This is a genomic window from Legionella shakespearei DSM 23087 (genome assembly GCF_000373765.1).
GTDB lineage: Bacteria > Pseudomonadota > Gammaproteobacteria > Legionellales > Legionellaceae > Legionella > Legionella shakespearei.
The window spans coordinates 22,882-35,689 of record NZ_KB892404.1 but is presented as its reverse complement, the minus strand read 5'-3'; the positions used below and the strand labels follow the sequence as shown (position 1 = coordinate 35,689).

Sequence of the window (12,808 nt, the reverse complement as noted above, 5' to 3'; positions counted from 1 at the left end):
TTTTTTCATTCCCCGAGCTACGTCGTCCTGAGCGCGTCTTTTTGCGCGAAGGATCTCCAAATATTGGCACCATGCCGCGCTCAGGACGTCGTGGATCGTAAGGTCTACTAACCTAATAATAATTTCTCGCACAGCGAAAAATATATCGCTTCCAATAATTCTAAATCACGCAAAGAGACACATTCATTAACCTGATGGATGGTGGCATTGCATGGTCCCAATTCAACTACTTCAACTCCATATGGAGCGATAAAGCGGCCATCAGATGTACCTCCACTGGTAGACAACTCTGCGATTAACCCTGTCTGTTCGAATATTGCTGCTTTTGTACTTTCAACCAGCCGTCCCTTATCCGTCAAAAAAGGCTCGCCATTTAATCGCCATTCAATAGTAGGGTGTAAATCATAGTGATTAAACGTATTGATCACGGCCTCTTTCAACGTCGATTCTGTTTGTTCCGTGGAATATCTGAAATTGAGATGCAATTCGAGTTCACCAGGAATTATATTGCTGGCATGCCCACCTGAATGAAGATAAGTGATTTGCATTGATGTGGGAGGGAAATACGCATTACCTTGATCCCACTCTCTAGCGGTTAACTGTGCAAGGGCAGGGCTAATCCTGTGGATGGGATTTTCTGCCAAATGCGGGTAAGCGACATGCCCTTGTTTGCCATGCAAGCTGATTTTGGCACTTAACGAACCACGGCGGCCAATTTTAATCACATCACCAACCTGATGGGTACTTGATGGCTCGCCAACCACACAATAATCAATGGCAATACCCTGTTGTTCCAATTGCTGCATTACATAAGGGGTTCCGAAGTCGAAATCATTGCCTTCTTCACCGCTGGTAATCAGAAATCCTAAACGTCCTTCAAAAGAAGGATAAGTTTTTATAAAGCGTTCAGCCATGATCAGCATGGAAGCAAGACTGCCTTTCATATCTGCAGTTCCACGCCCATAAAGCATGCCTTCCCGTTCCTCCATAGTGAAAGGGGGGCTAAGCCATTTGCCTGTATCACCAACAGGAACAACATCAGTGTGACCTGCAAATACCAATAGAGGGCCAACGGTTCCATAAATGGCAAAAAAATTGAATACCGGGCCTTGATCCAGTCTTTGACAGCGAAACCCTGATTGTTCCAGAAATTCAATCATGTATTCCTGACAGCCAGCATCATTGGGAGTAATAGAAGGCAGGCTGACCAGTTTGGCTAATAGTTCTTTCAAGTCGGTTTGGGCATTCATCTTAATTGGCTCGTAACAGTTCATTAATGCTTACTTTGGCACGTGTCTTTTCATCGACCTGTTTTACTATTACGGCGCAATATAAACTATGACTGCCATCTTCACTGGGAAGATTACCGGCTACCACTACAGAGCCTTCAGGAATTCGTCCATAGGTTATGGTGCCTGTCATTCTGTTATATATTTTGGTACTTTGACCTAAAAAGACTCCCATGGAAATTACGGAGTTTTTCTCAACTATAACCCCTTCAACAACTTCGGAGCGGGCACCAATAAAGCAGTTGTCTTCAATAATGGTTGGGTTAGCCTGTAACGGTTCCAAAACACCACCAATACCGGCTCCACCCGAGAGGTGAACGTTTTTACCAATCTGGGCACAAGAACCAACGGTTGCCCAGGTATCCACCATAACCCCTTCGTCAATATAGGCACCCACATTGACATAAGAGGGCATCAGAATGGTATTTTTGGCAATATAGGCGCCTCGCCGCACCATGGCATGTGGCACAACCCTTACGCCAGATTGCTGGAATTGCTCATTGGTATATCCAGAATACTTCAGGGGAACTTTGTCATAAAACTGACAAAAACCCGAATCGATTACTTGATTAGGGAAGAGCTTGAAGGACAAGAGTACCGCTTTTTTTATCCATTGATGTACTACCCAATCTCCGTCAATTTTTTCCGCAACCCGATATTGACCGTTATCCAGACAAGAGAGCACTTCATTTACTGCTGCAATCAATTCAGGAGCTGCGCTATCAGGCGACAGGGAGTGGCGCTGTTCAAAAGCCTGTTCAATAATGGTTTGTAATGAGTTCATGTAATTCCCCTGAATTATCCTCGTAATGAAGCGATTAAATTATCTTTTTCTGCCCATTGCTGGTTTAGCCATTCTTTAAAATCATTTTGCATCTGATTGTCATTCATCAGTTTTCCATCAGTGAAGCGAGTTGGGATAGGTATATTGCGGATGTTAATTTTCACCGATTTTACTCTCTTGCTGAGAAAATCCCAAAGTGAATGATTCTTTTCTCCATAAACAATAGTAACGTCCAGCAGACTGCTGATTTGTTCGCCCATAGAATTGATAACAAAGCTGATTCCACCTGCTTTAGGTTTTAGCAAATGGGTGTAAGGCGATTGTTGCAGTTCCTTTTTGGATGCAGTAAAGCGCGTACCTTCGACAAAATTCATAATAGAGGCAGGGGTGCGTTTAAAATTTTCTATGGCTTTATGAGTTGCAATTAAATCTTTGCCTTTTTTATGCGGTTTTCTTTTCAGGTATTCTTTACTGTACCGCTTCATAAAGGGGCATCCCATAGCCCACCAGGAAAAGCCGAGCAAGGGAACCCATTTTAACTGGTCTTTAATGAAAAATTTCAACACTGGAATTTTTCTGTTAAACAGGCGCTGGAGAATGACTATATCCAGCCAGCTTTGATGATTGGCGACAACTAAATACCAGTTACTGGATTTTAAACTCTCCAGCCCTGTAATAGTCCAATGTACCTTTTGTACCTTATCCATATAAAAATTATTGATGCCACACCATAGGGTCGCAATGGCATCAACCGTGCGAGTGCATACATCCTGCCAAGGTTTAACCGGAATCAGTTTGAATAAACCCACAAAAAGAATGGGGATAAAACACAAGGTAGTGGTTACAATAAGGATTAGGGTGGCAGCAATTGCATGCAATTGCCCCGTGGATTTTTTAGTTGTCTGCATCGACATAGTACTCCTGATTTCAACTTAAAGCATGTGCCAGATCAGCACGCAAATCATCGATATGCTCTATACCTACTGATAGACGGATAAAGCCATCTTCTATTCCCAAGGCTCTGCGCTTTTCGGCAGGAATTGAAGCATGAGTCATGATTGCAGGGTGCTCAATCAGGCTTTCAACTCCACCAAGGCTTTCTGCCAGGGTAAACAATTCACAGCGAGCGAGGAAACGCCTGGCATCATCAAGGCCGCCATGAATAACCATAGATATCATACCACCAAATTCGTGCATTTGTTCTTTGGCCAAAGCATATTGGGGATGACTTTCCAATCCGGGATATATGACTTTTTTAACTTGTGGTTGCATGCTGAGCCAATGGGCTAATTCTTTGGCATTTTCACAATGTCTTTGCATGCGAATGGACAGGGTTTTTAAACTGCGTAAAACAAGAAAACTGTCGAAGGGACCAGCTACTCCGCCACACGAATTTTGCAGATAGCCTACACGCTCTGCCAAATCAGCATTATCACCAACAACGACTACACCACTGACTACATCAGAATGGCCATTAAGGTATTTGGTTGCTGAATGGAGCACTATATCAAAACCACATTCAATAGGGCGCTGTATCCAGGGAGTTGCAAAGGTATTATCTGCGACAGTAATCAGGTTATGCTTTTTGGCTATAGCTGCAATTTTACGTAAATCTGCCAGTTTCAACATGGGGTTTGATGGCGTTTCCAACCATAATAAACGAGTTTCAGGGCGGATAGCTGCTTCAATTGTGGCAGGATCTGACATGTCTATAAATGAGAAAGAAAGTTTTGATGTGCGCGTTTTTACTTTATCAAATAGTCGGAATGTGCCTCCGTACAGATCATCCATGGCAATAACATGATCTCCTGCATCAAGCAGATCAATAACAGTATTAATGGCTGCCATCCCTGAGGCAAAAGCAAAGCCATGCTTTCCCGACTCCAGACTGGCAATACATGCTTCATAAGCACTGCGTGTCGGATTTTGGGTACGTGAATATTCATAGCCTGAATGTTCGCCTGGAGCACTTTGTTTGTAAGTTGATGTGGCATAAATAGGAGTCATTACTGCTCCCGTACTGGGACATGGTTCCTGCCCGGCATGAATGGCGCGAGTGTCAAAGTGGCTTTTTTTCATTTTTTATTCCTTTTAAAAATTCTAAAATTGAAGTATTTGATTAGATGAACATTTTGATTTAAATTTGTACTTTCGGCGTATTCTTTGCTAAAGTAATAATAGACATTGCCGATGTAATTTGTGATGGATATTCTAGAGAGGGATGCATGCGTAGGCAAGAAATCAATTATGAAAAAGTTGCCTCTGCCGCAGAAATAGTTAAAAGGAGGGGCAAGGAACCTTCTGTCACCGATATCTGCGAGGAATTGGGCGTTGTTGGAAGTCACCCCGAAATGTCCGGACTTTTGGAGCAATGGTATCACAATCAACCTGAATTCAGACGTTTGGATAATTCCCCATTGACTGAAAATATTTCCATCAAAGCGGACAAGATTCTTGAAAAAAATGTTGAGCTTGAAAAATCTTTGTCGCTTCTTCGTGCAACCCTTGAATCCACCGCAGATGGCATTATGATTGTGAATGGACATGGCGGCCTGGTTGACTGGAATCAAAAATTCATTGAAATGTGGCGTATTCCTTCTTACATGGTGGAGTCCGGCAATGAATACATGTGTTTTGAATACATCATGGAACAAGTTCTTGATCCTCAAACCTTAATTGCTGATGTGACCTATCTTTATGAGAATCCGGAATGGCAGGGCGAACTCCCTGAACTTTATTTTAAAGATGGCAGAATATATGAACGGTTTACCCAACCTCAACGAGTTGGCAATCAAATTGTTGGAAGAGTGTACAGTTTTAGAAATGTGACGCAAAAGCGTATGGCGCAGGACGAATTGCGCATTCGCGAGCGGGCTATAGAAGCAAGCACACACGGTATTGCCATTATTGATATATCCACGAATGAACATACGGTAATTTATGTTAATAAGGCCTTTGAACGTACTACAGGATATTCAGAGCAGCAGGCATTAGGTAAAAATTTAATTACTTTACAAGGCTCCAGTGCTGAGGAAGTGAATAATAAAAGAATTGAGCTTGCCATACGCGAATTACGTGAAGAAACGGTAGAAATGGAAAGTACTCGCCGAAATGGTGAGGTATTCTGGTGTGAAATCAGTGTGGCTCCAGTTAAAGATTCTTTTGGAAATGTGAAACATTATGTATGTATACTTAATGATATTACCTTGCGCCGGGATATGGAAAATCAACTCCTGATGCAGGCGACTTATGACTCATTAACGAATTTACCCAATCGTGTTTTGTTAATAGATCGTGTGGAACAAGCGGTTCTCCAGGCTAAAAAGAAAAATACCATGCTGGCATTTTTGTTTTTAGATTTAGACCGATTTAAAATGACTAATGATACATTAGGTCATAATATGGGTGATAAATTATTGCAATCAATAGCCAACAGGCTCCTGATTGCCACTGATGATTTTGATACAGTTGCCCGCTTAGGTGGCGATGAATTTATCATTCTCTTGACAGACCTTGAAAATCAGCAAGAGGCAGAAACCATAGCACAGAATATTTTACATGCTATTGAAAAACCGATACAAATAGAACAGCATAGTTTGAAAATTACGGCGAGTCTTGGAATCAGTTACTACCCTCGCGATGGTGTCGATTATGAGTCTTTAATGAAAAGTGCCGATTTATCTATGTATCATGCAAAAGATAACGGAAGGAATACATACAGGGTTTATGAACCTGAAATGAACAGGCGAGTAATTAATCATATGCAACTAGATAACGCTTTACGAGATGCCTTAAAAAACCATGAGCTCTTTTTGGTCTATCAGCCATTAATTGATTTGAAGCAATCAAGAGTTATTGGTTTTGAAGCTTTAATGCGTTGGCATTCAAAAACTCTTGGGCTAGTGAGCCCGGTTGATTTCATTCCCATGGCTGAAGAAAATGGCCTGATCCTTGAGATGGGCGAGTGGGCAATGCATGAGGCTTGCCAGCAAATGAAAACCTGGCAAAAAATGGGACTTAAAAATTTAAGTGTCGCTGTTAATATTTCAGGACGCCAATTCCGGCAAAATAATTTGCTCGAAATGATTGCGCGAGTATTAAAAAATACCGGTTTACAGGCAAAATATCTGGAGTTGGAATTAACTGAAAGCCTGTTGATAGAAGACATAGATCATGTTGTTGAAACCATGTATGCCCTGAAAGATATGGGCACAAAACTGGTGATTGATGATTTTGGAACAGGCTACTCCAGCCTTTCCTATTTAAAACAATTCCCCGTGGATAAATTGAAAATTGATCGTTCATTTATCAGCGAAATGGCAACGAATCCCAATGATGCTGCTATAGCTAAGGCAATTATCGATTTAGGACATAGCCTGAACATACAAGTTTTGGCTGAAGGCATAGAAAACGAATTCCAAAGAGATTTTGTCGTTTCTCATGGCTGTGATTTTGCCCAAGGGTATTTATATAGGGCACCTGATCTTCCCGATAAAATTTTTGAATTTTTAGGCTCTCTGTCCCAGTTCAAAATTAAAAGCGCTTAAGTAAAACTCGTTTACTCTCCGCGATTTTCTCATTCAGAAGTTACTTGTCAAAAAAAATATACAAATCATTCTTTAAAACGCTCCAGCACATGTCATCGGGCTCTATCGTTCAGATCCACGTCGTTCTGAGCGTGGTATGGTGCCAGTATTTGGAGATCCTTCGCGCAAAAAGACGCGCTCAGGACGACGTAGATCGGGCTACCCCCGCTGCATCAAGGCTACAGTTTTTTATATATTTAAATCAATCGTTTATTCTGCATGCTTATATCAATCTTCTTTTTCAGTTATCATAACAAGCTCCCCAAAGCAGGATAAAACCCCTAGTGAGGTGGCACTATGATTGTTGAACTATTATCAAGAGCGCAGTTTGGATTCAGTATTGGATTCCACATTTTATTTCCTACGTTAAATCTGGGATTGGCCATTTTTCTGGTCATCATGGAGGCGACCTGGCTTAAAACCAAAAATCCTGTTTATATGAGTATTTGTAAATTCTGGACTAAAATTTTTGCCCTGACTTTTGGTATGGGTGTTGTGTCAGGAATAGTGCTTGCCTACCAGATAGGAACCAATTTTGGCCCCTTTATCTCCCAGTTTGGTAACGTTCTGGGTGCTTTATTTGCCTATGAAACCTTAACCGCCTTTTTCCTGGAAGCAGGATTTCTGGGGGTAATGCTTTTTGGCTGGAAGCGCGTACCGCCGAGTCTGCATTTTATTGCGACTTTGCTTGTTGCGGTAGGTACTACTATTTCCGCTTTTTGGATTATGTCGGCAAACTCATGGATGCAAACTCCTTCCGGTTATGAAGTGAATGCAGGAAAATATATAGTCGGCAGTTGGTGGGATGTGGTGTTTAATCCCTCGTTTATCCCACGTTTTATCCATATGGTACTTGCCTCTTATACAACAACCTGTTTTGTGGTAGCTGCGGTTGCCTCCTATCATTTGATAAAACAGAAACATGTTGAAGTTGCCCGAACCTGTTTGTCTTTTGCCATGTGGGCGGCTGTGGTTATTGTTCCCACCCAGATTTTTGTTGGTGATGTCGTTGGCCTGAAAGTGGAAGAATTCCAGCCTTTAAAAACTGCTGCAATAGAGGCAGTATGGGAAACCCAAAAAGGAGCGCCACTGGTGCTTTTCGCCATTCCTTCACAAAAAGAACAAAGAAATCTGTATGCTATCGAAATTCCCAGATTAGCCAGCCTGTTGAATACTCATGAGTGGGATGGCGAGTTAATTGGCCTTAATACCGTAAGTCCTGAAGATCAACCTGATGTAGCCAGTGTCTTTTTTACCTTCCGTATTATGGTAGGAATAGGCCTTCTTATGCTGCTCACTGCAATTAGTGCTTTATTTTTACGAGGAAGGAACAAGTTATACGAAGCAAACTGGTTTCATCGCTGGTGTCTTTGGATTGCCCCACTTGGTTTCGTAGCCAGTATCGCTGGGTGGTTAACTGCTGAAATAGGCAGACAACCCTGGGTTGTATACAATTTGTTGCGAACCAAAGATGCGGTATCAGCTATAGGAATGGAAGAAGTGATTATTTCATTCATTCTGTTGATTTTGGCTTATTTCATTGTATTCGGTTTTTATCTGGTCTATCTATTTAAGACTATTAAAATTGGTCCCGAAGCTATTGACGATGAGTCTGAGCATCATGCCTTCCAGTACATGACCAACCAAAAAGGAGGGAATTAACCATGTTACCTTTTATCTTTGCAGGGATTCTTGCCTTCATTATTATTATGTATGTGATTCTGGATGGTTTTGATCTGGGAATCGGTATTTTATTTCCATTCACTCATAGTGAAAAAGAACGTGATCAAATGATGAATTCTGTAGCACCAGTCTGGGACGGTAACGAAACCTGGTTGGTATTTGGAGGTGCCATGCTCTACGGTGCTTTTCCCCAGGTTTATGGTTTTTTATTACCTATTTTATACATGCCCATTATGTTGATGCTGATCGCCTTGATTTTCCGTGGCGTCAGTTTTGAGTTTCGTTTCAAAGCCGACAGCACCAAGCCTTTGTGGAATTGGGTTTTTGCCCTAAGCTCCATAGCGGCTACCTTTTTCCAGGGGGTGGTGTTGGGTTGTTTTGTCCAGGGGTTCCAGATTGATGAAGCGGCAATGACTATTAATAATCCCGATTGGTTAACGCCGTTCAGTTTATTAACCGGTGTTGCCTTGATTTGCGGCTATGCTTTATTAGGCGCAACCTGGATGATCATAAAATGTGAAAACAGATTACAGCAAAAAATGGTGCATTATGCTAAGGGCTTGTTAGTGTTGCTGAGTTTCTTTCTGGTGTTTGTGAGTATCTGGACTCCTTTGCATAATACAGAAATATTTTATCGCTGGTATAGTTTTCCTGATATTCTTTATCTGGCTCCCTTACCTTTAATTACGGCGCTGATGATTTATCTGACCTGGAATAGTTTGGGGAAAGGGCACGAACAAAAGCCCTTCATTTTCAGCATCATTATATTTTTATGTTCTTATGCGGGCATCGCTATAAGTGTCTATCCTTATCTGATTCCTCATCAGGTAACCATATGGGAAGCGGCAGCCCCTGATTCCACATTACGCTTTATCCTGGTGGGGGTGGCTATTATGTTACCTATCCTGTTTGTTTATACCTTATACGCTTATCACGTCTTTCGTGGGAAAACACAAGACGGTTACCACTAATTCTTTCTATGGTGCAAGATAGGTACAATTCTTGCACAACTCCATTTGATATAGATAAATACTGTGTTGCCTGGGCTTTTGTCCAGGCAAGTGCTTATAGCGTCCGGATTTTCTGTGGCGCTGTTTGCTGTATTTGCGTGGGAGAGACACAAATACAGCAAACAGTACCACAGATCTGTGAGTCGTATTAGCAGACTGTTCCGCTTCCTCACGGTCGCGGCTTGGTTTTTATTAGATAGCTGGGGAGCGTTGCCTGCGAATGGCACAATGCCGTAACCCGGCCTGCTTGCAGCCAGGATCGTGCCACTTCGATCCCGGTTGCAAGCAGACCGGGCTACCAACTCGCAAAAAGCTTGTGAGCACAGCAGATCCGTGACCCGTATTAGCGGACTGTTCCGCTCCCTCAGGGGCGCGGCTCGAACGCAGGAGACGGATAAATGATAGCAGGATAAAGGTCTTTTACAACCTTTGGCCTAACTGGTTCAACTTAGCGTCTTTGGAGGATCTGTAAAATAGTATGTTATTAACTCAAAACTTATTTTATTAAGGAGTTAAATGGACGTAATATGAACATTAAATGATCTTTATGACAAAAAATTGGCGAAATTCGCTTATTTAAAAATATCTCATTGATTTTATGGGAATTTCGCAGTCAAAATTTTGTCGTAAAAACTGGTTTCAGGGACATTTTTTTGTCGCTTCCTGAGATTTAATAGCGGGAATTAATAAAAAAAGCAAATAAAATAGGTGTTTATATGTGCAAATAGGTTAAAAAGTTGGCATGGCGGCTGCAACATTAAATTTGTCGAAACAGAATACATTTGGAGTCAGTCATGAAAACAGTACAATTATATATAGATTCTAAACAAAATGAATTTATGAATCATCCTTTCTTTAATTTACTGGAAGGCCTGAATACCCTTGAAGAAATCAGTTACTTTGTTCCAGAGTTAACATTTTGGGCTATGACTTTTCAAGACATACTCCGCATTAATGAAGAGAGAGTAACCGACCCCTACCTGAAAAAAGTAGCACGCCATCACCGCATGGAAGATGCCGGTCACGAAAAATGGTTTTTGAGTGACAAAAAGTACATGAGCGAAATCTCAGGAGATGAATCATGTGCACGAGACGATGTTGCCTGGCTTTACAGCAAAGATTCTCAGCTGGTTAGAGATGCTGCCTATGCCATCATGTCAGAGATTTACAAGTTGGATGAAGAAATTTTGAATGTTGCTTTACTCTTGACTCTGGAATCTTCCGGACATGTATTTTTCGAAAAAGTAGTACAACAGGTTAAAAAGACAGGTCAAGATAAGAATCTGAAATATTTTTCAAGCTCACATCTTGAAGTAGAAATGGCACATGCCTTATTTGAAGAAGAAATGGAAAGGAAAATATTTGAAAGAAAGTTATCAATCAGCTCACGCCGCAAAGCCTTGCAAATGATAGACCGCTGCTACGATGCCTTTAACAAAATGTTCGATGGATTAATTCTTGCATGCAACAAGAGAACCGAACAAGCGAAAGAAAGGAATGTGGAACATGTCATTAAACCAGTGGAATACCAACCAAATCAAACTTTGTGAGAAGGAAACAGGACAAGCGTTGCTCAGCGATGAGCAAACGCTTGTTTCTTTTAGTGAAGATTTTGGAAAATTGATTCAATCACTTCCATCTGCAGTATGTATCCCTAAAGATATAAAAGCACTTCAATCTCTTATTTCATTTGCCAATCAGCATAAATTGCCAATTACGATTCGTGGCAATGGCTTGAGCCAGTGCGGACAGTCTTTGTCAGTGCCAGGCGGCCTGACTCTTTCCATGCAGCATTTTATTAAGCCTGTTACGCTTAATGGGGATTCCATATGGGTTGAAGCGAATGCCAGTTGGTCGAGCTTGTTGGAAGTCAGTCTTAAACAGCATAAAGCTCCCTTTGTCTTACCCTATAACTGTAATTTATCAGTGGCAGGTGTTTTGTCGGCTGGTGGCGTTGGTGCTTCTTCTTTTAAATACGGGGCGGTCAATGCCCATGTTACAGCGCTGGAAGTCATTGATGGAACGGGAGTAAAGCAGACCATTGATAACAGTTCGCCATTATTCCATGCCTGCCTTTCAGGTCAGGGGCGTTTTGCGGTAATTACCAAAGCGTGTATTCAGCTAAAACCAGTGAAAGCTCATGTTAAAACCTTTTGCCTGGTTTATAACGATCAGGCGCAGTGGTTTGCGGATATAGAAAAAGCAAAAGACAGAGCAGATTATATGGAACTGTTTTGTTCGCCATCAATCCAGGGGGCAAAATTAAAAGAGGGCAGGCGGGTTCCTATGGCGCAATGGCTGTATGCCTTACATCTTTCTGTGGAATATGAAAATGAGCCTCCTGAGCAGGAAGCAATAATCGGTGACCTGAAACCTTGGGATCTTATCAACATTCAGGAAGAGACCATTTCTTCTTATCTCTTACGTCATAATTCACGCTTTGAGGTGATGAAAATGTTAGGGCAGTGGGATTTACTCCATCCCTGGTATGAGTGTTTCGTTCCCACCTCTGTCTTGAAGGAGCATTTGTCTGAGCTATTGCAGGAATTGCCAGTCCATTATGCTAATCTTGTTCATGTGGTACCTATGGCAAAAATGAAAGCAGGCTTTTTGATGCTCCCTGAAGATGATTCGGTCTGTTCTTTTATGATTTTGAATCCCGGTGTGCCGGCGCCTTTGAAAGAAAGTTGCTTACAGGCTATTCGTAATTTGGACGAGCATTTAATTCAATTAGGCGGAAAACGCTATTTGTCTGGATTTTTAGGCACTGATTTGACCAAAGATTATTGGAAAAAGCACTTTGGTGAAGAGCATGCACTCTGGATAAATCTGAAAAAGCAATTTGACCCTGCGGGTATATTTACCTCGGTATTGCATCAGGCTTGAGGTCACTGCCATTAAGTTAAGCGATACTCCGCCGTACCGCGGCTTGTCCGCGGTATCCAGAGATCTAGGTTCGGAGTGAGACTCCTGGATCCCGCGGACAAGCCGCGGGACGGCGGAGCTCTGTGCACCTCCCGGAGAGGAACACTGATTCCTCAGCACATCTCCGAGAGCTCGGTGTATCGGTGCAGGAAATAAAGTACGTACCAGTATAACTGTTCCGCTTCCTGACGGTCGCGGCTCGGTTTTCGTGTGTTTGTATTGACTTCATCGTGCACCAGAAAACCGAGCCGCGACTGTAAAGGAGCGGAATTTTTGTTAGGGCACTGGTCTGGTATAGCTCGATCTATGTATCGGTGCAGAAAATAAAGTACGTACAGGTATAACTGTTCCGCTTCCTGACGGTCGCGGCTCGGTTTTCGTGCGTTTGTATTTACTTTATCGTGCACCAGAAAACCGAGCCGCGACTGTAAAGGAGCGGAATTTTTGTTAGGGCACTGGTATGGTATAGCTCGATCTATGTATCGGTGCAGAAAATAAAGTACGTGCCAGTATAACTGTTCCGCTTCCTGA

9 protein-coding genes are annotated in these 12,808 nt (G+C 42.1%); 5 read left to right on the top strand and 4 right to left on the bottom strand.

Features of this window, described 5'->3' with window-relative positions; genetic code table 11:
- Positions 1 to 107: 107 nt before the first annotated feature.
- The 4 genes from dapE to B094_RS0108970 are packed head-to-tail and all read right to left on the bottom strand — an operon-like array spanning position 108 to position 4,152.
- Positions 108 to 1,250 carry a succinyl-diaminopimelate desuccinylase gene (dapE, locus tag B094_RS0108985; protein ID WP_018577475.1) on the bottom strand — a complete coding sequence of 381 codons (1,143 nt, stop codon included), beginning with the start codon at positions 1,248 to 1,250 and terminating at the stop codon, positions 108 to 110.
- 1 nt (position 1,251) lies between these two features.
- On the bottom strand, positions 1,252 to 2,073 hold the full coding sequence (gene dapD, locus B094_RS0108980; RefSeq protein ID WP_018577474.1) for a 2,3,4,5-tetrahydropyridine-2,6-dicarboxylate N-succinyltransferase: 822 nt from the start codon (positions 2,071 to 2,073) through the stop codon (positions 1,252 to 1,254).
- A gap of 14 nt (positions 2,074 to 2,087) precedes the next feature.
- Complete coding sequence (locus tag B094_RS0108975) at positions 2,088 to 2,987, bottom strand: 1-acylglycerol-3-phosphate O-acyltransferase, YihG family (protein WP_237762256.1); 900 nt, start codon at positions 2,985 to 2,987, stop codon at positions 2,088 to 2,090.
- A gap of 13 nt (positions 2,988 to 3,000) precedes the next feature.
- Complete coding sequence (locus tag B094_RS0108970; protein ID WP_018577472.1) at positions 3,001 to 4,152, bottom strand: trans-sulfuration enzyme family protein; 1,152 nt, start codon at positions 4,150 to 4,152, stop codon at positions 3,001 to 3,003.
- 146 nt (positions 4,153 to 4,298) lie between these two features.
- On the opposite strand from B094_RS0108970, the gene B094_RS0108965 reads away from it, so the two are divergent.
- The 5 genes from B094_RS0108965 (at position 4,299) to B094_RS0108945 (ending at position 12,238) form a co-directional block, all read left to right on the top strand.
- Complete coding sequence (locus B094_RS0108965) at positions 4,299 to 6,620, top strand: bifunctional diguanylate cyclase/phosphodiesterase (protein WP_018577471.1); 2,322 nt, start codon at positions 4,299 to 4,301, stop codon at positions 6,618 to 6,620.
- A gap of 336 nt (positions 6,621 to 6,956) precedes the next feature.
- A complete protein-coding gene (locus B094_RS0108960; RefSeq protein ID WP_018577470.1) occupies positions 6,957 to 8,321 on the top strand; it encodes a cytochrome ubiquinol oxidase subunit I in 1,365 nt (454 codons plus the stop codon).
- Between the two features lie 2 nt (positions 8,322 to 8,323).
- Complete coding sequence (gene cydB / locus B094_RS0108955; RefSeq protein ID WP_018577469.1) at positions 8,324 to 9,313, top strand: cytochrome d ubiquinol oxidase subunit II; 990 nt, start codon at positions 8,324 to 8,326, stop codon at positions 9,311 to 9,313.
- Positions 9,314 to 10,146: 833 nt separating this feature from the next.
- Positions 10,147 to 10,902, top strand: a complete 756-nt coding sequence (locus tag B094_RS17455; protein WP_018577468.1) for a hypothetical protein — start codon at positions 10,147 to 10,149, stop codon at positions 10,900 to 10,902.
- The gene (locus B094_RS0108945) at positions 10,859 to 12,238 is read left to right on the top strand and encodes an FAD-binding oxidoreductase (protein ID WP_018577467.1); all 1,380 of its coding nucleotides are present in this window, start codon (positions 10,859 to 10,861) and stop codon (positions 12,236 to 12,238) included. Before B094_RS17455 ends, B094_RS0108945 begins: the two co-directional genes overlap by 44 nt.
- Positions 12,239 to 12,808: the final 570 nt, after the last annotated feature.

Bases quoted from the DNA above. Each gene is read 5' to 3' on its own strand.
- dapE (WP_018577475.1), bottom strand. From the start codon at position 1,250: ATGAATGCCCAAACCGACTTGAAAGAACTATTAGCCAAACTGGTCAGC.
- dapD (WP_018577474.1), bottom strand. From the start codon at position 2,073: ATGAACTCATTACAAACCATTATTGAACAGGCTTTTGAACAGCGCCAC.
- B094_RS0108975 (WP_237762256.1), bottom strand. From the start codon at position 2,987: ATGTCGATGCAGACAACTAAAAAATCCACGGGGCAATTGCATGCAATT.
- B094_RS0108970 (WP_018577472.1), bottom strand. From the start codon at position 4,152: ATGAAAAAAAGCCACTTTGACACTCGCGCCATTCATGCCGGGCAGGAA.
- B094_RS0108965 (WP_018577471.1), top strand. From the start codon at position 4,299: ATGCGTAGGCAAGAAATCAATTATGAAAAAGTTGCCTCTGCCGCAGAA.
- B094_RS0108960 (WP_018577470.1), top strand. From the start codon at position 6,957: ATGATTGTTGAACTATTATCAAGAGCGCAGTTTGGATTCAGTATTGGA.
- cydB (WP_018577469.1), top strand. From the start codon at position 8,324: ATGTTACCTTTTATCTTTGCAGGGATTCTTGCCTTCATTATTATTATG.
- B094_RS17455 (WP_018577468.1), top strand. From the start codon at position 10,147: ATGAAAACAGTACAATTATATATAGATTCTAAACAAAATGAATTTATG.
- B094_RS0108945 (WP_018577467.1), top strand. From the start codon at position 10,859: ATGTCATTAAACCAGTGGAATACCAACCAAATCAAACTTTGTGAGAAG.